Genomic DNA, 23,541 nt, shown 5'->3' on the forward strand with positions numbered 1-23,541 from the left:
ATGAGCAACGCACTTGCCGTCGCGACGGTCACCCAGGCCCTGGCCCTGCTGATCGGGAACAACCTGTCCCCGGAAATGGACATCGCGGTCACGGTGGAGACACGCAAGCCGCCCGCGGAACCCCCGACGGAGCCGACGATCAATGTCTTCCTCTACCAGGTCACACCGAACCCCTCGATGCGCCACACCGACCTGCCGACCCGCGCCTCGGACGGCACCCTGGTCAACCGCCCGGCGGCAGCGCTGGATCTGCACTTCCTGATCAGCGCGTACGGGGACGAGACCACGCTGGTCGGGCAGCGGCTGATCGGCTGTGTGATCCGCACGCTGCACGAAATCCCCGTACTGCCACAGGACTTGATCGAGCTGGCCGCCGAGCGCCCGTATCTCGCGGGGAGCGACCTGGCCGCGTCCCCGCAGCGGGTGCGCTTCACTCCGACGGTGATGGACATCGACGAGACGTCCAAGCTCTGGGGGATGCTCCACCAGACTCCGTACACCCTGTCGGTGGCCTACCAGGCGTCGCTGGTCCTGATCGAGGGCCGCGAGAAGCCGGTGCCCGCGAAGCCGGTGGAACGGCGGACGGTCCGGGCCGTGCCGTTCAGGCCGCGGGGTGACCAGGCCCCCGAGCCCACCGCAGAACCCAACGCGGAATCCCCCCAGGACAGGACGCCCGCACCTACACCCACACCCACTTCGGCTCCCACCTCCACGCCCGAGCCCGAGCCCGAGCCCGCGAAGAAGCCGGCCCGGAGCGGATCCGCGCCGTCGAAACGGGCGGCGCCCTCGTCCCGTACCCGCAAGACCACCGCTTCGGGCGGACGCGGCCGGGCGAGATCGCGCCCCGCCGGGCCCCGGACGGACACCGACGCGGGCGACGACGGCAAGGAGAGCTGAGGGACGTGAGCGAGACGGGGGCGGGTGAGGACATGGACACGGGCACACGGGCGGGTCGCACCGGTACGACGACGGACAACTCGGCGGCGGACGGCCGCGCACTGACCGAGGCGGTGCGTTCCGTCCTCGCGCACGTCGACGCCCACGCGCGGCGCGCACACCCCGAGAACGCCCCACCGCACTCCCCCGCCCTCACCCGGCCGACCGGCCCCGGCCCCGCGCACCCCGCCACGCTGGAGGCGCTGGCCTCCTGCTTCGGGCTCAGTGCCTTCGAACGCGAGGTCGTGCTCCTCGCCGCGGCGGCGGAGCTGGACCCCACCACCGGTGCCCGTTGCGCGGCGGCGAGCGGTGACCCGGAGCGGGCGTACCCGACGTTCTCCCTCGCCCTCGCCGCGCTTCCCGAGCCGCACTGGAGCGCGCTGACGCCCGTCGCGCCCCTGCGCCGCTGGCGGTTGATCGAGCTGGCCGACGAGACCCGGCTGACCGTGTCCCGGATCCGCCTCGACGAACGCGTCCTGCACTTCCTGGCCGGCTCGCCCTATCTGGACGCGCGGCTGCACGGGCTGCTGCGCCGTACGGCGGCACCGGACGCGCTCCCGGTCTCGTACGACCTGGCGGCCGACCGGGTCGCCGCGGGGTGGGCGGGCGACGCCGGACAGCGGGCCCCGCTCCGGGTCGAGCTGGTCGGCGGCGATCAGCGGTCGCGCGCCGACATCGCCGCGGTGGCGGCGCGCCGTTCGGGGCTCGGGCTCTACACACTGACGGCGGCGGATCTGCCCACCGCCCCGGAGGAACGCGACCGGCTGGCCCGGCTCTGGCAGCGCGAGGCGGTGCTGCTGCCGGCCGCGCTGCTGGTCGAGATCGGCGACGGCCTGGACCGCGAACAGGCGGGCGCCGCCGACGCGTTCATCGAGAGCGCGGCCGTTCCGCTCTGCGTCTCCAGCACCGATCCCCGGCCCAGCGAGCGGCAGCGGGGCGAGCGGGTCACCGTACCGACCCTCGACTCCGAGGAACAGCTCGGTGTGTGGACGGCCGCCTTCGACGGCGTACCGGACATCTCCGAGGACGATCTGCGGGGCCTCGTGGAGCAGTTCTCGCTGCCGCCGCATCTCATCAGGGCCGCCGGGGCCGGCGTCGTACGGAACCTTCCGCACGCGAACGGCACGGACGCCACCGTACTGGCGTGGCAGGCAGGGCTGGAAGAGGCCCGGATGGGCATGGACGAGCTGGGCCGGCGCATCGAGCCGCAGGCCTCCTGGGGCGATCTCGTGCTGGCGGAACGGCAGTTGAGGATCCTGCGGGAGACCGTGGCGCATGTGCGGCAGCGGGCCACCGTCTACCAGGAGTGGGGCTTCGCGTCGACCCTGCGCCGTGGCCTCGGTGTCACCGCGCTCTTCGCGGGCGGCTCGGGCACCGGAAAGACCCTGGCAGCCGAGGTGATGGCGAAGGAGCTGGGGCTGGATCTCTTCATCATCGACCTGTCCCAGGTGGTCAGCAAATACATCGGGGAGACCGAGAAGAACCTGCGCAAGGTCTTCGACGCGGCCGAACGCGGCGGCGCGCTCCTGCTGTTCGACGAGGCGGACGCGCTTTTCGGCAAGCGCAGCGAGGTGAAGGACAGCCATGACCGGTACGCCAACCTGGAGGTCAGTTATCTGCTGATGCGGATGGAGGCGTACCGGGGCCTGGCGATCCTGACGACCAACATGAAGCAGGCCCTGGACACGGCGTTCATGCGCCGGATCCGCTTCGTCGTCGACTTCCCCTTCCCCGGCGAGGCCGAACGGGCCGAGATCTGGCGGCGGGTGCTGCCCGCGCGGGCCCCGATGAAGGGGATCGATCCCGAGCGACTGGCCCGGCTGACCGTGGCGGGCGGCTCCATCCGCAACATCGCCCTGTCGGGTGCCTTCCTCGCGGCGGAGGAGGGCGACCGCCTCCGGATGCGCCACATGCTGGAGGCGGCGCGCACCGAATACCTCAAACTGGACCGGTCGTTGACGCCCTCGGAGGTCCAGGGATGGATCTGAACGGAGTACGGCACGACGAGCCGCGACGCGAGGCGCCATCGCCCATGCCCTCGGTACGGGTGGAGATAGGCGAGCTGGTCCTGGACGGCTTCGACCGGCTGGACCCGGACCGCGTATCGGCCGCCTTCGAGGCCGAGTTGGCCCGGCTCGTACGCGACCGGGGCATCCCCCTGGCCACGGACGGCGGCCGTGCCCTGGACGCCCTGACCGGCCTGCCGCCCCTCCCCGCGACCACCTCACCGCGCCGCCTGGGCGAGGCACTGGCGCGCGCGGTGCACGCGGGCCTCTCAGGACGCAGTGAGCCGGCGGAAGGGGGCGGTCGATGAGCACGCAGAGCACGTCGGCGACGGCGCAGGAGGCCCGTGCCGCACAGGAGGCCAGGCGCCGCAAGCGCAAGGAACGCGCCGCGGCGTCCCGTACCCCCGAGCCCAAGGACATCGTCAGCGGCGCGGGCCAGCCGCTGGACGTGAGCGTCCGCCGCGAGCTGGAGGAACAACTCGGCCACGACCTCGGCCGCGTACGCCTCCACACCGACCGCGACGCGGGCCACCTGACGTCCCTCCTGGGCGCGGACGCGGTCGCGGTGGGCCAGGACATCTTCTTCGGCGAGGGCGCCTACCGCCCGGGCACGGCGGACGGACAGCGCCTGCTGGCCCACGAGTTGCTGCACACGATCCAGAACCCGGACGGCCTGGGCACCCTGCGCGCGGGCCGCGACCTGGGCGCGGTGAGCCTGCCGCAGGAGGGGATGGAGCGCGAGGCGGAGGGGACGGCCCAGGCCCTCGTACGGAACCAGGAGCGGGGCCCCGAGACGGCCCCGGAGATCGCGCCGGCTCCGGCCACTCCGGGATGGCTGCGCTACGCGACGGTGGACGCGGACCGGAACCGGATGGAGCAGATCGACCCGGCGACGCTGGTGGACCGGCTGGCGAACGGTGTGGTGCGTTCGCTGCGCGGCGATCCCCAGGACCGGTCGAAGCGGACCCGTCTGCAACTGGGCCGGATGTCCGACGAGTTGCAGGACGCGGTGTTGGAGCGGCTGGAGACCAGGCTGCTGACCCCGGAGCACGAGCGGCTGCTCGATCTGGTGGACGACGTCGCGTACGAGGGCGAGCCGGAGCTGAGCGCGCTGGACGCACCGGCCGTGGAGCCGGACCCGGCGGCGGAGTGGTGGTACGAGGAAGAGAGGGAGCGGGAGCGCCGTTCGGAGGCGGAGCGGGAGGCGGAGGAGAGGGCGGATCAGCAGGCCGAGGAGGAGCGGGAGGAGCGGGAGGAGGAGTCCCCGGAGCCCGACCCTGAGTCGAGCGCGTCGCCGGAAGCGGCCCCTGCTCCTACTCTCACTCCTGCTCGGGCCCCGGTTCCTGGAAAGAAAGAGAAGGCGGGCGCGGACGCCCTGCGAGGCACCGCCCGGACCGGCACGAACGCGTCGTCCGGCGGGGGCTCGGATGGGGCGGCTCCGCAGAGCGCGGCGAGCACCTCCACGCCGTCCGGCGGGACGGGCGGCGACAAGGCAGACGGGTCGAAGTCGGCATCGGCGGAGGCGCAAGGGCAGGAGTCGGCTCCGGCGGCGAGCAAGGAGGAGTCGGCCGCCAAGAACCGTCCGGGCGCGGTGGAGCCGGCCGTTGCGGACCGGCAGCCGAAACAGGAGGACAGGAACGGCCAGGAGAAGGAGACCGGTTCACCGACGGCGTCCGGGAAGGATGCCGAACTGCCGGGCGCGCGCTCCACGTTGGACGGTGCGCGCAACCAGGACATCGAGGCTCCTGAGGAGACGCCGGACGAGGACCCGTTCGGGGCGGGCAGCGAGTCGGAGGTGGAGGTCGGCGGCGAGGAGAAGAGCGCCTGGGACGTCAAGCTCCGGCCGGAGGACTTCCTTCCCGCCCAGGACCTGGACGTCTCCGCCGTACCGACGGCTGACACGCTGGACCCGTCCTCGTCCGCCGCACCGCCGATGCCGACGTTCCCCGCTCCGCCGCCGACCAAGGCCGACCAGGTGCAGGAGGAGCGGGACGCGGAGGACGCCGAGGACGCGGCGGCGCAAGCCGAGATCGAGCCGCAGCCCCCGGAGCCCGCGGAGGACACGCCGGATCTGTCGACGGAGAGCGACGATCCCCAGAGCCGTCTCGCGGACGAGGGACCGGGCCCGGATCTCTCGGCAGCGCCCGTACCGGTGCCCGCACCCGGGTCGGCGTCGAAGGACCCGAAGAGCGGGGCGGACCCGAAGGCGGGCCCGGTCGCCGCGCAGATGACGGTGGCGGAGGCGCCGGGCGGCACGTCGGAGCCCGGCACGGGTGCCACGGGCGCGGCGTCGGTCGCGAGCGGGAGCGGGGCCGGGACCGGGGCCGGTGGGGCCGAATCGGCGGGCGGGCAGGAGAAGGCGTCCCCGGTTGCGGTCGGTGGTACGTCGGCGGCACCGGAGTCCGGGGCGAGTCAGGAGCGTAAGAACACGGCTCCGGCCGCCGCCACGCGCGCGGCGGCGCCCGCACCCGAGGCATCAGCCGCGCCCGCAGCCTCCCCCTCCCCTGCATCGGATCCCGCACCGGCCGCACCCACTGCGTCCGCGTCCCCACCTCCGCCCCCGTCTCCCGAGCCGGTCGAGTCGCCCGCCCCATCCACGAAGGCCAGGCGCACCAACGCTCCGGCGCCCTCGGCCAGGCCGCCGAAGGGCAGGGGCGCCGGCGGTGCCGGTGGCAAGGGCGCCAAGGCGGCAGGGGCGGCCAAGGCGAAGAAGAGCGCGGCCGCGGCGCCCGACCTGTCGGCGGCGACCCCCGAGGCGGGCCTGTCCACGGCGTCGAAGCTGAAACCGCATCTGGCGGCCGAGGCCATGTCGGGTGTGGGCGGCGCGGTGGACCGTACCGTCGACGACGAGCACAAGACGCTTGCCGCGTCGCCGCCCGCGATGCAGCGCCCGTCGGGGGCGCCGCAGACGCTCCAGGGCGCTCCGAGCACCGACGCGCCGGCCCAGTACTCCGAGGACCCCGCTCAGAAGTCCGAGACGCCGGAGGGTGAGGACGCCGAGGTCACGGGCGCCAAGGAGCCCGAGGGCGAGATCGAGGCGGAGAAGGCCGAGGAGCCGGGCGGCTGGGACACGTTCAAGATGGCGCTGGGCTTCATCGGCGGCAAGGTCGTCAACGCCGTCACAGGCTTCTTCGGAGCCGACGAGCCCGTTGTCGATCCTCAGGAGCTGGCGGCGAAGTTCGCCGGCCTACCGACCAAGGACGAGGCGCTCCAGCAGGCCCAGGCGGGCAACGCGCCAGGTGTGGACATGCAGGGGGCGGCGGGCGAGACCTCCTCCGAGCAGGGTGCGAATGTCGACGCCAAGGGCCAGGAGACCCTGACGACGGGCCGCGACGACGCCGCCCGCGACATGGGCGAGCGCCAGGTCTACCCGGACGCTCCCCCGGAGCGGATGGCGGCGAAGGTCCCGGGCGGGAAGGGCGGCGGGGGCGGCGCGCCGAAGGGCGGGGCACCGTCCGGTTCCGTACCCCCTGAAGCGCTGTCGGAGGTGGCCGAGCACGAGCGCGGTGATGAGTTCCAGGCCGCGTTCACCGACGGTCAGAAGGGCATGTCCGACGGGCGGCAGACCAAGGACGAGGATTCCCGTACCTCCCAGGAGAAGCACAAGCAGCAGGTCGAGAAGGAGATCCAGGCCAACACCAAGAGCCAGACGAACGAGCGCGACAAGGCCCTGGACGAGGTCACGTCGGAGCGCACGGAGTGGCGCGAGGAGCAGGACGAAGAACTCAAGACGCTCGGCACGAAGAAGACCGACAAGCAGGATCAGGTCCGTGAGGACGTCGAGAAGAAGGAGAAGGACACCGACGACGACGTAGGTAAGGAGAAGGAGAGCGGCGACAAGAAGATCCAGGACGCGAACACCAAGGCCGAGGAGGACGCGGAGAAGCAGCGCGACGACAGCGTCAAGGAGTCGGGCAACTGGGTCACCAAGGCCTTCGACTGGATCAAGCAGAAGGTCATCGAGATCAAGGAAGCGATCGTCCGCGTCATCCGGGAGGCACGCGACGCGGTCATCGGCTTCATCAAGAACTTCAAGACGACGGTCGAAGGCTGGATCAACGCGGCGCGCACGTTCATCGTCGACACGATCAAGAACCTGATCAATGATCTGATCGAGTTCGCCAAGTCGATGGTGCGGGCGGTCATCGAACTGGCCAACCGGATCCGGACCTTCATCACCAACCTGATCCAGGCAGCGATCGCCCTCGTCCAGGAGTTGGCCAACGCGCTGAAGCAGATCATCACCGACCTGCTGGACGCGATCGGCAAGATGCTGAGCAGCATCCTCGACTTCCTGAAGAAGATGCTCCAGGCGGTCGTGGACGCGGTCGTGAGCGCGGTGAAGCAGGTCCTGGACTTCGCGTCCCAGCTCCTCAGCGCCCTGGGCGACTGGATGATGATCGCGGTCGACTTCCTGATGGACCCGGGCGGCTGGCTGAGCGGCGCGGGCAGCTCAGCGGCGGACGGCGCGCAGAACCACCTGTTCCGGGAGGTCAAGACTGCCGTCAAGCAGTGGTTCAACGACAAGATCCAGGAGATCATCGGCGTCCCGAAGGCCGTCTTGGACAAGCTGCTCAAGGGCGGCATCAAGATGGAAGAGATCGTCAAGGAGGCATGGGACGCGGTAGTCCCCCAACTCCCCCTGATCATCGGTGAACTGGTCATGACCAAGGTCGTCGCCAAACTGATCCCCGGAGCGGGCTGGGCCTTGGCGGTCATCGACGCCATCCGCACGGCTTGGGGCGCCCTGAGCGCGATCCTGAGCGCCCTCGGCCTCGTCCTGGACTGGCTGAAGGCGGTACGCCTGGGCGGCGCGGGCCTCCTCTTCGCCAAGGCAGTGGCCGCCGGCGTGGTCGCCCTCCTGGAGGTCCTGTACCAGGCGCTGCTGACCGGCATCGGCAAGTACGTCTCGAAGGTGGGCAGTCGCCTCAAGGGCGTGGCGGCCAGGCTGGGCAAGGGCAAGGGCGACAAGCCGGGCGGCGGCAAGGGCACGGGCACGGAGAGCCCGGACGACAAGGGCGGAAGCAAGAAGCCCTCGACCGGCAGCACGAAGAAGCCGGGCACGGACGCGAAGACGCAGACGGCTACTGCGCCGAAGCCCGGCCAGGGCAGGGGCGGCACGTCTGGGAAGCCAAAGGCACAGGGTGACGGCAAGACACCCACGCCCACCACGAGCAAGGAAAAGAACGGCAAGCCGAAGAACGAGGGCGCCAAGCCGATGCCCGAGCCGAAGAAGGACAGAGACTCCGCCGCTCCGAAGACCCAGGACAAGAAATCCGCCAAGCCGAAGGACGACGGTAAGGATCCGAACAAGCCCACGAACAAGGACGACGGCAAGGACACTCTGGGCAAGCCGAAGACCGACAAGGATGGGGACAAGCCGGGCAGGCCGAAGAAGAACGACGATGCCAGACAGCCGAAGCCCAAGCATGAGACAAAGGGTGCGCAGAAGTTGAAGCGCGACAGGCACGAGGACCGGAGGCCGAAGGACAAGGATCCGGAGAAGGAGAACAAGAAGGACCAGCATAAGGAGGACGAGGAGTCCAAGGAGTCGAAGGACGAGCGGCTGCGGAAGATCGTGGCCCGTATCCGCCCGCGCGTCGACGGCATGCTGCGCCGAGGCACCGGACGCCCCATCCTCCGTGCGTCCCTCGCTGCGATGCGCGCCTGGTACCGGCTCACCGAGCTCAGAGCCGGCGAGAACGAGCGCTTCCAGATCGAGGCCCTGCTCAACCCGAAGGAAACGGTCGCCAACGGCCTGAAGATGGACACCATCGAACTCGCCGACGCCGTCGACGCCATGGTCGCCCACGTCCTGCAGTCGAACCAGGTCATCGCCCAGTCGCAGCGCATCGGCCCGCCCCCCGGCGGTCCCGCTGCCGCGCGCACCCGTGTGATCCCCTCGGACGTCGGCGCTGCTCCCATGCTGCGCAATGTGATGGACAACCCGACGGAGCACCGGAAGCCGGAAACGTTCCAGGTCGAGGCCGGGAATTCCCAGTACAACTCCCGACTGACGCTGGAGCGTACGGAGGCGGGCGGCGGTGGCACCACCCTCCAACGCGAGGGCAGCGAAGATCTGCCGTCGTACCGGCAGGAGTCCAAGGCGCTGCGAGAGGCCGAGCCGAACGGGGCTCTCATGGGCCAGCACGTCCTCGACGCCCTGGCCGGAAACCGGAACCTGTGGCAGGGCAATACCGTCCCCAACGCCCAGACTCTGGACCAGGCCGTGTTCACCGCGACTCTCATCGGCCTCATCGAGACGGGGCGCACGCCGTTCACCATGGTCCCGAACATCGCTGCGGTCAGCGCGTCGAAGCTGGGCGGACCGCATATCGCGGACCTCGTGACAGGGCTTCCGCTGTCCGGGGCCGCCGCGCGCTTCGACCGGAAGGACAAGGTGGCGAAGTTCGGCAGGGACAGCTACGAAGTCGTCGGCGGCCAGGCAGCGGGACGGCAGACGGCCTGGCTCCTTGCCGCACGCCGCGAGTCCGGACGCGACAGCTACATGGACACCAGTGCGGGTGTCTCTGTGACGGAGAAGATAGGAAAAGGATTTCTGAAAAATCCGAATGTCAAGCAGGATGGGCATCCCGCTCCCGGTATCGATGAACTGAGGAAGCAATTCAAGGGCGTGCCGGGCTGGATGATTCAGAAAGCCTACACTCTCGGCGCACAAGGGGATATGCGAGTTGGCCCGGCACTGTGGCAGAAGGTAGGGTCGGAAATCAAGAACAAGACCGCACTGCAGCCTCCCAGCAAGGCGTCGGAAGAGGTTCTTCGGCGCACCGCCGCCAATCTGAAGCTCTGGGCGGACGCCAAGGGTCTCACCTATTCACCGAACGACCCTCAAGCCAAGGGCGAGTTCTTGGTGGAAATTTATCGGGACCTGGTCAGAATCGTGGGAATTCCGGCAGACAGTGCATTCGAAAGCAGGCTGAAACGAGGCATCAATGTCTGAGAGCGGCTACACCGAGATCCATCTACCCCTGCGGCAGCTGCCCGGGTGGGGAGCCGTGGACGCCATCATACGCAGCGCCGGCTGGCAGGTCGTGGACTCCAATGCGGAACGCGGCGACGCGAACTACAAGAAGACCGTCACCTGGGGGGTGACATCCGAACTCTGGGTGACCTATGTCGAGGACCTCATCACCCAGGTCTCCGTCGTGATCGTGTTCGGGGTGGACCGGAACGCTGTCGAGGCGCTCACCCTCCGAATCTCCGCTCTCCTGACGCCCTATTCACGCCAGGATGTCCTGGCTACGCCCAGCGAGGACACGCCGAAGCCAGAGGTAGCACGCCACCTCGTCCGCCTGGCACTCTCCGCGTCCGAGGCCTTCGACGCAGAAATCTTCGAGAAGATCAAGACAGCCGCCGGGCACTCCGATCCGGAAATCCGCAATGCCGCGGCCTGGGCGACCGTCTACCTCTCCTGGGCCGAATGTGAATTCCTGCTGCGGAGGCTTGCGGAAAACGACCCGGACGAGCGAGTCCGGGAGGGATCCCGGATGCTGATCGAGAGCCTGAAGGACGGTTGACTGTGACCCGCTACGCCGACATACCCAAGCCCATCCGCTCCGGCATCGTCATCGTCGACCCCGAGCGCGGCACCCCGCAGCGCATCATCGTGCTGCAGTTCAACCCCGACACCCTCGAACGCTCCGTCTCGCCCCAGTCGGCCGGCGGCAGTGGGGATTCCGGCGGCGGCGGGAGTGGAAGCGGGGACCGGAATGAGGCGTTGCGGCTCAAGGGGCCCGCGCAGGAGACGTGGAAGTTCACCGCCGAGATCGATGCCACCGATCAGTTCGAGGTCGCCGCGCCCGACGGGATTCATCCTCAGCTCGCCGTGCTCGAAATGCTCGTGCAGCCCACCACCGCGCAGCTCCGCGCCGCCACGCGGCTCGCGCAGAACGGGACCATTGAGATCAGTCCGATCGAGACGCCGCTCACCCTCTTCACCTGGGGGAGCAAGCGGGTGATGCCCGTGCGGTTGACCGAGTTGTCCGTCAACGAGTCGGCGTTCGACGTGAATCTCAATCCCATTCGGGCAAGCCTCAGCATCGGGCTCAAAGTGCTCACCGTCAGCGATCTGCCCGCCGGGCATCGCGGGGCCGAGTTGTATCTCGCGCATCTCGCGCAGAAGGAGCGGCTCGCCGCCGCCGCGGTCGGGGGGCAGCTCGGGAGCCTTGGGCTCGGTGGCGGCGCCGGTGGCGTCGGTGGCTTCGGTGGCGTTGGATTCGGCGCCGGGATCGGGAGGTAGGCGGAGATGATCGAGCCTTACGAGAGTGCCCTCGATGCGATCCCCGGGGCGCATCCGTATCCCCGGGACAGCCGGTACCACGATGTGGAGATCGGGGTGCACGTCCAGGCCGACGGGACCGAAGTGCGGTACGCCAAGCGGCGGTTGCTGCCGGCCTTGGACGGGACGGAGAACACCACCGCGCCGCATATCGTCAGCAGCGGGGAGCGGCCCGATCACCTCGGGCAGCGGTACTTCGGGGACCCCGGGCAGTGGTGGCAGATCGCCGATGCCAACCCCGTGCTCGATCCGCGGGAGTTGACCGCCGAGCCCGGTCGGCGTATCGACGTGCCACTGCCGGGTGGGTTCGCCGGGGGCGGCCGTGGCTGATGAGCCGGTCGGGAACGGGCCCGTACATCTCAGCCTGTACATGGGGCCCCAGCTCACCCGTCCCGTGCCGGCCGAAGTGACCGAGGCGCTGCTGTCCGCACAGATCACCACCACCGCAGGGGAACGGAGCGGGTTCCAGATCGCGTTCGACCTGACGAAGACGGGCGTGATCAACCGGCGGTTGCTGCCCGAGGGGTTCTTCGATCCGCGGACGCGGGTGATCGTCACCGCCGCCGTCAAGGGCGTCTCCACCGTGCTGCTCGACGGGCTGATCGTGCGGCAGGAGGTCGGGGCCAGCAATCAGCCGGGGCAGACCACCCTCACCGTCACCGGCGAGGACCTCACCCTGCTGATGGATCTGGAGGAGCGGACCGACCGGTATCCCAATCTCGCGCCGTCCCAGCGCGTCGAGCGGATCCTCGCCAAGTACGCCGACTACGGCATCGACACTCGTATTATCCGCGAGCAGGTGCAGCAGCCGCCTCGCGAGCAGTGGCGCGTGGACTACCAGACCGGGACCGATCTCCAGTATGTGAATGAGCTGGCGAAGGCGAACGGGTTCACGTTCTATCTCGAACCCGGGCCACGCCCCGGGCGGTCCGTCGCGTTCTGGGGGCCCGAGCAGCGGATCGGGCAGCGGCAGCACGCGCTCAACGTCAACATGGACAACAACTCCACCGTCGACCAGCTCACGTTCGCGTACGACGGGACCGCACGCGAGGAACCGCAGGCACGCGTCCAGAATCCGCGCACCCGTGACATCACCCTGCTCGCCCAGCCCGACATCAGTCCGCTCCGGCCGCCGCTGGGCCGCCGGGCCACGCCCGCGCTCAAGCGCAAGACCCTGTCCGGGACCGCCAAGAAGGACCAGGGACAGGCCGAGGCGGAGGCCCTGGCGCGCGCCGCGACCTCCGCCGACGCCATCTCCGGGTCCGGATCGCTGGATGTGAACCGGCACGGCTACATCCTGCGCCCGCGCGAGCTGGTCGGGGTGCGGGGCGCCGGGGTGACGTACGACGGCGACTACTACGTCAAGTCCGTCACCCACAACCTCAGGCCCGGCTCGTACCAGCAGAACTTCACGCTCTCCCGCGAGGGACTCATCGCCAGGAGCACCACCGTCCGTCCGTAGAGGACGCCAGGGATCAGACCAGGAGCTACTTCGTATGGCGGCACCGAACAACCGCTTCCTCGGCAAGTTCCGGGGCCGGGTGATCGACAACAGGGATCCGCTCAGGATCGGCAGGATCACGGCCCAGGTGCCGGATGTGCTCGGCGACGAGGCGTCCACCTGGGCGCTGCCCTGTCTGCCGTTCACCGGGCGCCAGTCGGGTCACTACGCCGTCCCGGAGATCGGCGCCGGAGTGTGGGTGGAGTTCGAGCAGGGGGACCCCAGTTTTCCTGTCTGGACGGGGTGTTGGTACGGGGACGCCGCCGAACTGCCGCCCCGCGCGAGCGCGGAGCTGCCCGCCTCGCAGCCGGTGGTGATCCAGACGCCCGGCAACCACAAGCTGGTGATGTCGGACGTGCCAGGCGGCACCGGGATTCTGCTGGAGGCCAGGGGCGGCGCGTACATCCGGATCGACGAGAAGGGCGTGACCGTCGGCAACGGCAGTGGCGCGACGATCGAGTTGATCGGTGACGAGGTCAGCATCAACGGGGGCCGGCTGACCGTGCCCAAGAAGCGATGAGCACAGCGACGGGGAGAGACATGTTGTCCGGGAATCTCATCAACACCGGGTTCACCATCGGTTGTCCGCACGGCGGCCGGGTCGTACCCACGGCCGGTGCGGCGTCCGGGGTACGGCTCGACGGCCTGCCGGTGCCCGCGCCGTCCGACACCTTCGTCGTCACCGGTTGCCGGCACACCGTCGACCGGGTGCCGTATCCGTGTGTCACGGTCCGCTGGACGCCGGGGCCCGGCGACGACGCGGTACGGATCGACGGTTCACCGGTGCTGCTGGACACCACCTCGGCGCTCTGCCTCAGCGCCGCGCTCGTGCCGCAAGGGCCGCCGGTCGTGACCCCGCTGTCCGGGCGGGGGGTGTGTGCGCGATGAGGAACAGCACCGTACGGAGTGACATCGCCTTTCCGTTCCGGATCGACCGCCGGGGGCGCACCGGGCACGCCGCGTACGACGACCATGTCCGCGACCTCATCGAGCAGTTGCTCTTCACCAGCCCCGGTGAGCGCGTGATGCGCCCCGACTTCGGGTGCGGGCTGCTCGATCTGGTCTTCACGCCCAACAGCCCCGAACTCGCCTCCGCGCTGGAGCTGTCCGTACAGGCGTCGCTCCAGCGCTGGCTGGGTGAACTGATCGAGGTGGAGGCCCTGGACGTGGTCAGCGAGGAGAACGTGGTGCGGGTGTATCTGCGGTACGTGGTGCGCGCCACCGCGAGCCGGCGCGACGAAGTGTTCGAGGGGAGTGGTCCGGCATGAGCGGGCCCGGAGGCCAGGTGGAGTGCCGGACGGACGGGCGGCGCGCGCGGGTGCGGGCCGCGCGGCTCGGCGGTGTGGACGCGGTCGAGGTCGGCGACGACGGGCTGACGCTCACCGTCACCTTTCTCGGGAAGGCTCCGCACGGGCTGTGCCCGGAGAACGTACGGATCGACGGCGGCCGGCGGATCACCGGGATCGAGGCCGTGGACGTCTCCGTCGAGCGTGAGGAGGACCCGGAGCTCGACGACCGGCTGTTCGTCACGCTCGACCGGACCGGTGACACGTCCCGCTACCGGCTCTCCCTCGTCGAGAAGGACCCGTACGGACGGCCGGGTACGGAGCCGTTCCCCGGCTTCGACCAGCGGTACCACTCGGCCGGGTTCGACTTCCGGGCCGGTGGTCCCACCCCCTTCGACTGCGTCGACGAGGGGCCCCATGGCGGCACGGCGCCCGTCGTCGGCACCGTGCCCGTCGTCCACACTGCGCCGGTCATCGACTACGTGGCGCGCGACTACGACTCGGTCCGCAAGGTGATCCTGGACCGGCTGGCGCTCACCACGCCGGGCTGGGTCGAGCGCAACGCCGCCGATCTCGGCACCACACTGGTCGAACTCCTGGCCCATACCGCTGATTTGATCAGCTACCAGCAGGACGCGGTGGCGACGGAGGCGTATCTCGACACGGCCCGGCGCCGGGTGTCGGTGCGCCGGCACGTACGGCTCATCGACTATCCGATGCACGACGGGGTCAACGCCCGCGCGTTCGTGACCGTCGAGACCGGGCGCCGACTGAGCCTGGCACCGGGTACGTTCCGCTTCGCCGCCGTCGACGTACGGAGGCTGGGGCCGCGCGACCGGCCCGAGACCGGCACCGTCCTCGACGACCGGGAGCTGGCCGCGCTGGACGAGGGCGGGTCGGTGGAGGTCTTCGAGCCGGTCGTCCCGGAGGGTCCGTCGGGGCCGCGGGCGCCGCTGGTGCTGCGGCCGGAACACAACACCATCCGCTTCTGGACCTGGGGCGGCGAGGTGTGTTCGCTGCCCCGGGGCGCCGTCTCGGCGACACTGCGGGACGCGTGGACGGACGAGGAGTGCTCGGCCCGTGCGCTGGATCTGTCGCCGGGCGACCTGCTGCTGATCGAGGAAGTACGGGGCGCCCGCACCGGCACCCCCGGTGACGCGGACCCGGCGCACCGGCAGGCCGTACGCCTCCTGTCCGTCACCCCGGCCGTCGACCGGCTGGCGGATCAGCCCGTGCTGGAGGTGACCTGGGCGCCGCGGGACGCGCTCGCGTTCCCCGTCCGTCTCTCCACCCTCGGCGGACCGCGGTGTGCGCCGGTCGAGGACGTGAGTGTGGCGCGCGGCAATGTCGTGCTCGTCGACCACGGCCGGTCGCCGGCCTTCGACCGGGGCGTTACGGGGGAGACGGTGGTCGTGCCGCCGGCGCCCGCCGTCCTCGGGTCGTGCACGCCCGCCGGCTTCGGCTGCTGGGAGCCAGGCCAGGGCAACGCACCCGCCGCGCTGCTCAACTCCCTTATCGACCGGACGGGTTGCGGGAGCGCGCTCACGCCGCGCCAGGTGCGGGAGCTGTTCACCGTCGTCGGCGACGAGGCCACGGAACGCGTCGGCATCGGGCTGGAGCAGGCGGGCCGCAAGCGCGAGAAGGTCGTCCCCGGCACCGCGTACGCGCAGGCCGAGGCGCTGGCGGCGCTGCTGGCCCAGGTCACCTACCCGGGGATCGCGCCGCGCTTCCGGCCGGTGCTGCACCACTCCCCCGTGGTCCAGTCCGTACCGTTCCCGGAGGCCCGCCATGTCTCGGCAGGGCAGGCCGACCGGCTCGCGGCGATACCGGGCCGGGTACGGCGGCGGCTCGTGGAGCTGTGGCGCAGCGCCCGGGACCACGACGGGCTCTCGGCCGAGGAAGTCCGGGAACTGACCGTGCTGTTCGGGCTGCGGGTGCTGGATCGATTCGAGCTGCGCCGCCATCCGGTGTCCGCGCTGCGGGAGTTGCTGCACCGCAGTGAGCGGCTGCTGGCCGCGAAGCTGCGCAGGATCGAGGTGCTGAGCGCGCGGGCCCGCGCGGGCGCGGTGCTCGACAGCTCCATCGCCTGGGAGATCGAGCACAGTTGGGGCCCGGAGTACGCGGCCGGTCTCGACCCGGACGATCCGGTGCTGCACGGTCCCGCCACCGCCGTCGTCCAGGATCCGCGCGCCGCGCTGCCCGCGGTGCGGGTGCGGGACGGCGACGCGTTCTGGGCCCCGCGGCGGGATCTGCTCGGCAGCGGGCCACGGGACCGGCACTTCGTCGGCGAGCTGGAGGACGACGGGCGGATCGCGCTGCGCTTCGGCGACGGGCGGTACGGGGCGCGGCCCCGGCCGGGCGCCCGGCTGGAGCCCCGCTACCGGATCGGCGGTGGAACGGCGGGCAATGTCGGCGCCGAGGCCATCGGCCACCTGGTGCTGTACCGCGATCCGGACGCGCCGGAGACATCGGGCGCCGGGGCGGCGGCCGCGGTGCGCCGGGTACGCAACCCGCTGCCCGCCGTCGGCGGCACGGATCCCGAACCCGTTGACCAGGTACGCCAGTTGGCGCCGCTCGATCTGAAGCGCCGGCGGCTGCGCGCGGTCACCGCCGAGGACTACGCGGAGCTCGCCGCCGCCCTGCCCGGGGTGCGGCGCGCGGCGGCGGAGATCCGGTGGACCGGGAGTGTGCGGGAGGCGCATGTCGCCGTCGACGCACTGGGAACCGACGAGCCCTCCGCCGAGCTGCTCGACTCCGTGTCGTACGCGCTGGAGCGGTACCGCCGGATCGGCCACGACCTGGTGGTGGGGCCCGCCCGTACCGTGCCGCTGGACGTCCGGCTCGTGGTGTGCGCCGCCCCCGGCCACCAGCACGGGCAGATCCTGGCCGAGCTGTACCGGGTGCTGGGCGGCGGACGGCTGCCGGGCGGCGGACTCGGCTTCTTCCACCCCGACGCGCTCACCTTCGGCGAACCCGTCCGGCTGAGCCGGCTGGTCGCCCTGGCGGCGGGCGTACCGGGCGTGGAGAGCGTCCGGGTGACCCGGCTGCGCAGGCTGTTCCACGGGGATCCCCTCGATGACACCGCACTGGAGGACGGCGTGCTGCGGCTCGGACCGCTGGAGATCGCGCGTTGCGACAACGACCCCGACCGGCCCGAGAACGGCCGGCTGTCGATCGAGCTCGGCGGAGGTGCGCGATGACCGGCAGCACCGGAACCGGCAGCGGATGCGGCTGCGGATGCGGCGGTCACGACGAGCGGCGGGCGCCCGAAGCGCTGTACAACCCGCCGGGCCGCACGGCACTCGACTACCGCGTCGGTACGTACGGTTCGTTCCTCGCGGCCCTGCTCGACCGGCTCGCCTCCCCCGCCTACCCGGCGCTGCGCGGGCTGACCGTCCGGACGCCGGACGACCCGGCGATCGGGCTGCTGGACGCCTCGGCGGTCGTCGGCGACCTGCTCACGTTCCACACCGAGCGGGCGGCCGACGAGGGGTACCTGCGGACGGCGAACGAACACCGCTCGCTGGCACTCCTCGGCCGGCTGGTCGGCCACCGGCCTCGGCCGGGCATCGCCGCCGACACCCACCTGGCGTACACACTGGACCGCGATCCGCGCGCCGAGGACCTGCCGGTGCTGATCCCCTGCGGGGCGCGCGCCAACAGTGTGCCCGCCACCGCGGACGAGGAGTCGCAGGCGTTCGAGACCAGCGCGGACCTCACCGCCCGCGCCGCCTGGAACGAGCTGGCGGTACGCCGTCGCCGGCCCGCGCTGCTCACCGTGGAGGATCTGCGCAAGCGGTCCGAGATCCAGGTCGCGGGAACCGACACGTCGCTCCGGACCGGGGACAAGCTGCTCTTCGTCTTCGGTACGGCGGCGGGCTCGGGCTCCGGTTCAGGCTCGGGCTCGGGCTCGGGCTCGGGCTCGGGCTCGGGCTCGGGCTCGGGCTCGGGCTCGGGTGAGGTCAACGGAAACGGCAACGGCAACGGCAACGGGCAAGGTGGTCAGCCGCTGTTGCTGCCGGTCGCGCGCGTCCGCCTCGACCGCGAGGACGACGTGACGGCGATCGGGCTGCCGCAGTCCCCGCCGCCGTCCCTCGCCGAGCTGGTCGCGGAGGTACGCGAGTGGATCACCGAGGACGACCGGGCGACCGAGGAGGGCGACCCGGCCCCCGACAACCCCAACCCGCGTCCCGTCAGCATGATCATCTCGGTCTTCGACGATCAGGTGCTGGCGCCGCTGCGCGCGGATCTCGACGGGATCACCACGCCGGCGGGGCTCGCACGGCGGCTCGCCGGTCCGCGCGAACGCATGGCCGAGGCGGCGGCCGTGGCCGCCGCCCACGAGGATGTCGCCGCCTGGTTCGAGCAGTTGGCCGCCGTGATCGGCGAACTGGCCGAGCGGGCCGCCGAGCTGGGGACCTCCCAGCCCGAGCAACCCGACCAGCCCCTTCCACCGGAGGGGTCCGCGCTCCGGAGCACGCCCGGCCAGCCCGGGGCACCCGTCGGCGTGACCGGCACCACCGCCGGTGCCGCCCTGCGGGCGCTCGGCGCCGTACTCCCCGCGCTGCGCACCCGTGGCGCGCGGCCGCCCGCCGGCCACGGGGCGCCGTCGGGCGCCCCCGGCGGGCTCCTCGCACCCGGCTCGGACCTCGGCGCCCGGCTGCTGGCCGCGCTCGACCCGCGGGTGTCGGACAGCCTGTACGCGGCCTGGCGCAACGCCGCTCCGGCGGCCGCCGCCGGGTCCGCCGTCCCGCTGCTGCGCGAGCTCCAGGCGATGCGGGTGACCGCGGCTCCCTTCGGGGCGACCGCCCCGCTCCAGCCCGTACAGGACGAGCGCGGCCGGGTCATCCGCCAGACGGACTGGCCGCTCACCGGCTCCGCGCTGACCACCGTACGGGTCGTGTACGACACGGCGGGCAAGGTGGCGGTGCGGGCCGAGTTCCAGCACACGGAGTACGGCTCGTCCGTACAGACGTCGGAGCCGCTGCCCGCCGCGAAGACCTTCGGCCTCGGCCCCGGCCAGGTCGTCCTGACCACCCGCCCCGCGCCGAGCGGCAGCGGGGACGTCGGAAACGAGAGCGGCGGCAGCGGGGACGGCGACCGCGCCGAGCCCGAACAGCCGGGTGTGACGGCCCAGTTGCTGCCCGGCCTCCCCGAGAGGACCCTCTTCGTCTCCCTCCCCGGCGACGACGGCCGCGTCCGGATCACCGTCCGGGGCGCCGAGTCGAAGGAGTGGTCGCTGGCACCCGGCGAGCGCCGCCAAGAAGCCCACGAGGGCTACGAGTTGACCGTCCGCTACGCGTCCGGCAGCGAACCGGCGAATGTCGAGATCGGGATCGCGACCGTGCCCGAGCGGCCCCGCCGCCATGTCCTGGCGCTCGACTCCGTGCAGGACGGCGTTACGGTCGGGAGCTGGGTCGCGATCGAGCGGCCCCGCAAGGGCGCCACCGGCCCGGACGGGATCCCGGGCGATCCGAAGCTCGCGTCCGTGAGGACCAGGGTCACCGCGGTGCGCACCGCCGCGTACACCGACTACGGCATCACGGGACGGGGCACCGAGCTGACCCTCGCGGACCCGTGGCTCGACGCGCACGACGTGCTGCTCTCCACGATCCGGGACACCGTCGTGCACGCGGGCGGCGAGCCGCTGCGCCTCGCGGACGAGCCGCTGGGCGCGGACGTCCACGGCAACGAGCTGGAACTCGACGCCCTCTACGACGGGTTGACCGCCGGCCGCCATCTCGTCGTGTCCGGGGAGCGCACCGACATCCCCGGCACGACCGGGGTGCGCGGCACGGAACTGGCGGTGATCGCCGCGGTGGAGCAGCGTCTCGACCCGCTGCTGCCCGGCGACCACGTCCGTACGACGCTGACGCTCACCGCCGGTCTGGCCCACCGCTACCGCCGTGACACGGTGCGGGTGCAGGGGAACGTGGTGCCGGCGACGCGCGGGGAGAGCCGCGACGAGCCCATCGGCAACGGCGACGCGGAGCGGGTCAACCAGACGTTCACCCTCTGGCAGTCGCCGCTGACCTGGCTGCCCGCGGACAATCCGCTGGGCGCCGTCCCGACCCTGGAGGTGCGCGTCGACGGACTGCGCTGGCACGAGGTGGACAGCCTGGCCGGACACGGGCCGCGGGACAGGGTGTACGTGTCGGGGACGGACACGGACGGGCGCCCGACGGTGACCTTCGGCGACGGGGTGATCGGCGCCCGGCTGCCCACCGGGCACGAGAACGTACGGGCCCGCTACCGCTTCGGCACCGGCCGGGCGGCCAACGTGCCCGCGCACCGCGTCACCCAGGCGATCACCCGGCCGCTGGGCGTCACCGCCGTGACCAATCCACTGGCCGCGACGGGGGGCGCGGACGGCGACGGGCCCGGGCTCACCCGGCGCACCGTCCCCCTCGCGGTCTCCGCGCTCGACCGGCTCGTCTCCCTCCGGGACTACGAGGACTTCGCCCGTTCGCGGGCGGGGATCGGCCGGGCGGCGGCGCGCGAGATCTTCGACGGGCGGCGGCGCGTGCTCCACCTGACGGTCGCGGGGACCGACGACATCGCGATCGCCGAGGACTCCGAGGTGCTGCGCGCGCTGCGCTCCTCGCTCGCGCGGTACGGCGACGCGCGCCTCCCGGTCCGGGTCGACGTGCGCGAGCTGGTGCTGTTGCTGCTGGCGGCACGGGTGAAGGTGGCCCCCGACCACACCTGGACCGTGGTCGAGCCGCGGCTGCGGCAGGCGCTGCTGTACGCGTTCGGCAGCGGGCGAGGGGAGTTGGGCCGTCCCGTCCATCTCTCCGAGGTCCTGGCGACCGCCCACCGGGTGCCCGGTGTGGAGTACGTGGATGTCGATGTCTTCACCGGGCTGCCGGCGTCGGTCACCGCCGACGGGCTGTCCGGGCTCGCGGACGGCCTCACGCGCCCGCGCGCCTCGGTCCCGGCGCGGCTCGCCACGTACGACGTGGACACCCACCAGGTCACCGCCGCGGACGGCGAGACGCTCACCCTGATCGCCGCGCGGTACGGCCTGTCACTGGACCGACTGCTGCGTCTGAACCCGGACATCACCGATACCCGGCCGCTGGAGAAGGGGCGGGTGGTGTGTGTCTTCCGGGGCATCAGGCCGGCCCAGCTCGCCCTGCTGACACCGGAGGTCGCGGACACACTGATCCTGACGGAGGTCACCGCATGAGCAGGGAACCGGACGGGCTCGCGGAGCTCCTCCCGCAGTGGCACCGGCTGCGCGACGCCGAGGACGGCGAGCCGCTGCGCGCCCTGCTCGCGGTGATCGCCGAGCAGGTGGACCGGGTACGGGACGGGGTCGAGCAGGGGTACGAGGATCGGTTCGTGGAGACCGCGGCGCCCTGGGTGCTGCCGTACCTCGGTGACCTGGTCGGTTACACCGCGCTGCCGGGGTTCGAGCGCGTACAGGCGCGCGGACTCGGCGCGGAGGGCGCGGACGCGGTGGAGGCGCGGGAGCGGCTCGCGGAGGCGCTGGCACCGCGCCGCGATGTCGCCGCGACCGTCGCCAACCGGCGGCGCAAGGGCACGCTCGCCCTGCTGGAGGAACTGGCCGAAGGGGTGGCCGGCCGGCCCTCCCGTGCGGTGGAGCTCTCCCGGCTCGTCTCGCACCACCAGCCCGTCAAGCTGTACGGGGCGGCGACCGCCGCGGTGGACGCCCGCCGCCTGGAGCGCGGCAGGCTCGCGGACGTACGGGACGGCGCCGCCCTCGATCTGGCGGGCGGTCCCTTCGGCACGGTGGCGCGGACGGCGGAGGTCCGGCGGGCCGGATCGGAGCGCCGCCAGGGCGGCAACTCCCCTGCCGGGGTGGGGCTGTTCGTATGGCGGCTCAAACCGCACCATGTGACGGGCGCGCCCGCGTACTGCGTGGACCGGGCCCGTAACCTCTACACGTTCTCGATCCTCGGCAACGACACACCGCTGGTGACCAGGCCGGTACCCGAGCCGTCGCCCGCCCATGCCGCGACGGTCGACCACGTGCCCGCGTACATCCGCCGCAGGCAGCTCGCCGACCGGCTCCTGGACTACTACGGCCCCGGGAAGAGTTTCACCATCCGGCGCGACGGGCGGAAGGAGCCGGTGCCGCTGTCGGACCTCGTCGTGGCGGACCTGACCGACTGGCGTTACCGCCCGGCGCGCGGGCAGGTGGCCGTCGACCCGGTGCTCGGCCGGATCGCGTTCGGGGCGCGCTCCGCGCCGCGCCAGGGCGTCTGGGTCAGCTATCACACCGCGTTCTCCGACGACATGGGCGGCGGCGAGTATCCCCGGGACCGGGAGACGCCGGTGACGGCGGCGGTGTACCAGGTCGGCCCGGGACGCCGGTATCAGCGGATCATGGACGCGTACGGCGCGTGGCGGGACGACCGGCGCGGCGGGCGGTGCGGCCCCGACGGGGTCATCGAGATCACGCACAGCGGCGCGTACCAGGAGCAGTTGGACTTCGAGCTGGACCCCGGCGACCGCCTGGAGGTGCGGGCGGCCGAGGGCGCCCGGCCGGTGATCCGGCTGCTGGACTGGTACAGCAACCGGCCCGACGCGCTCAACATCCGTGCCACGGGGGACGGGGAGGAACCGGAGGGTGACGGCGAAGGCAACAGCGACATCGACTCGGGCGGGGAACGGAGAGGAACCCCCGCGGACGCGGCGCGGCCCGCGGCGCCGCGGCTCGTGCTGGACGGCCTGCTGATCACCGGGCGCGGTCTCCATGTCTCCGGGCCCCTCGGCGCGCTCGTCCTGCGCCACTGCACGCTCGTACCCGGCTGGTCGCTGGAGCCGCACTGCGAGCCGCACTCCCCCGAGGAGCCGAGCCTGGTGCTGGACCGCACCACCGCGTGTGTGGCGATCGAGCGGAGCGTCCTCGGCACCATCGAGGTGATCGGTGACGAGGTACGGCACGACCCGCTGCCGCTCCACATCCGCGACAGCGTCCTCGACGCCACCGGTCACGACCGGGCCGCCCTGTCCGCGCCGGACTGCCGCCACGCCCACGCCGTGCTGCACGCGTACCGCACCACGGTGATCGGCGAGATCCACACGCACGCGGTGGAGACCGCCGAGAACAGCCTCTTCACGGGGGTGGTCCGGGTGGCCCGGCGGGGCATCGGCTGCCTGCGGTTCTCGTACGTGCCGCCCGGCTCGCGCACCCCCCGGCGCCACCGCTGCCAGCCGGATCTGGCAGGCCGGGAGAACGCGCAGCTCGTACGGCCGCTGTTCACGAGCGAACGGTACGGGACGCCCGCGTACGGGCAGCTCGCGGCCGGGTGTGCCGAGGAGATCACGCGGGGCGCGGACGACGGCTCCGAGATGGGCGCCTTCCACGACCTCTACCAGCCGCAGCGCCTGGACAGCCTGCGGGCCCGGCTCGCCGAGTACACCCCGGCCGGTACGGACGCCGGCATCTTCCACGTCACCTGACACCGACGTCTGACGACCGAGCCTGATGCCCGACGCCCGACGCCTCATGACCCACCGAACTTCCGAGGGGGACCCCTTCCC

14 protein-coding genes are annotated in these 23,541 nt (G+C 71.8%); all 14 read left to right on the forward strand.

Annotated features, from left to right (window positions below):
* Genes ACFXKG_RS04850 through ACFXKG_RS04915 form a run of 14 tightly spaced genes read left to right on the forward strand, consistent with a single transcriptional unit; the run spans position 1 to position 23,460 of the window.
* A complete protein-coding gene (locus ACFXKG_RS04850) occupies positions 1-897 on the forward strand; it encodes a DUF4255 domain-containing protein (RefSeq protein WP_384832370.1) in 897 nt (298 codons plus the stop codon).
* 32 nt (positions 898-929) lie between these two features.
* A complete protein-coding gene (locus tag ACFXKG_RS04855) occupies positions 930-2,924 on the forward strand; it encodes an ATP-binding protein (protein ID WP_384832821.1) in 1,995 nt (664 codons plus the stop codon).
* Positions 2,915-3,250 (forward strand): hypothetical protein, encoded by a 336-nt coding sequence (locus tag ACFXKG_RS04860; RefSeq protein ID WP_384832373.1) that lies wholly within the window; start codon positions 2,915-2,917, stop codon positions 3,248-3,250. The genes ACFXKG_RS04855 and ACFXKG_RS04860 overlap by 10 nt, the downstream gene beginning before the upstream one ends.
* Positions 3,247-9,903 (forward strand): DUF4157 domain-containing protein, encoded by a 6,657-nt coding sequence (locus tag ACFXKG_RS04865; RefSeq protein WP_384832375.1) that lies wholly within the window; start codon positions 3,247-3,249, stop codon positions 9,901-9,903. Before ACFXKG_RS04860 ends, ACFXKG_RS04865 begins: the two co-directional genes overlap by 4 nt.
* Positions 9,904-9,958: 55 nt before the next feature.
* Entirely contained in the window at positions 9,959-10,480 is a 522-nt protein-coding gene (locus ACFXKG_RS04870; protein WP_384832378.1) for a hypothetical protein, read from the forward strand.
* A 2-nt stretch (positions 10,481-10,482) separates the two neighbouring features.
* Entirely contained in the window at positions 10,483-11,202 is a 720-nt protein-coding gene (locus tag ACFXKG_RS04875) for a hypothetical protein (protein ID WP_384832380.1), read from the forward strand.
* Positions 11,203-11,208: 6 nt separating this feature from the next.
* Positions 11,209-11,571: a hypothetical protein gene (locus ACFXKG_RS04880; protein WP_384832383.1), complete on the forward strand. Its 363-nt coding sequence runs from the start codon at positions 11,209-11,211 to the stop codon at positions 11,569-11,571.
* On the forward strand, positions 11,564-12,703 hold the full coding sequence (locus ACFXKG_RS04885) for a hypothetical protein (protein WP_384832386.1): 1,140 nt from the start codon (positions 11,564-11,566) through the stop codon (positions 12,701-12,703). Before ACFXKG_RS04880 ends, ACFXKG_RS04885 begins: the two co-directional genes overlap by 8 nt.
* Positions 12,704-12,737: 34 nt before the next feature.
* The gene (locus ACFXKG_RS04890) at positions 12,738-13,262 is read left to right on the forward strand and encodes a phage baseplate assembly protein V (protein ID WP_384832389.1); all 525 of its coding nucleotides are present in this window, start codon (positions 12,738-12,740) and stop codon (positions 13,260-13,262) included.
* Positions 13,263-13,282: 20 nt separating this feature from the next.
* A complete protein-coding gene (locus tag ACFXKG_RS04895) occupies positions 13,283-13,630 on the forward strand; it encodes a hypothetical protein (protein WP_384832392.1) in 348 nt (115 codons plus the stop codon).
* On the forward strand, positions 13,627-14,010 hold the full coding sequence (locus ACFXKG_RS04900) for a GPW/gp25 family protein (protein ID WP_382885768.1): 384 nt from the start codon (positions 13,627-13,629) through the stop codon (positions 14,008-14,010). The genes ACFXKG_RS04895 and ACFXKG_RS04900 overlap by 4 nt, the downstream gene beginning before the upstream one ends.
* Positions 14,007-17,228 (forward strand): putative baseplate assembly protein, encoded by a 3,222-nt coding sequence (locus ACFXKG_RS04905; RefSeq protein WP_384832395.1) that lies wholly within the window; start codon positions 14,007-14,009, stop codon positions 17,226-17,228. The genes ACFXKG_RS04900 and ACFXKG_RS04905 overlap by 4 nt, the downstream gene beginning before the upstream one ends.
* Positions 17,225-21,217, forward strand: a complete 3,993-nt coding sequence (locus tag ACFXKG_RS04910) for a putative baseplate assembly protein (protein WP_384832398.1) — start codon at positions 17,225-17,227, stop codon at positions 21,215-21,217. Before ACFXKG_RS04905 ends, ACFXKG_RS04910 begins: the two co-directional genes overlap by 4 nt.
* Positions 21,214-23,460: a hypothetical protein gene (locus tag ACFXKG_RS04915; protein WP_384832401.1), complete on the forward strand. Its 2,247-nt coding sequence runs from the start codon at positions 21,214-21,216 to the stop codon at positions 23,458-23,460. The genes ACFXKG_RS04910 and ACFXKG_RS04915 overlap by 4 nt, the downstream gene beginning before the upstream one ends.
* Positions 23,461-23,541 lie beyond the last annotated feature (81 nt).

Origin of the sequence: Streptomyces sp. NPDC059255, from assembly GCF_042752355.1 — a bacterium.
GTDB lineage: Bacteria > Actinomycetota > Actinomycetes > Streptomycetales > Streptomycetaceae > Streptomyces.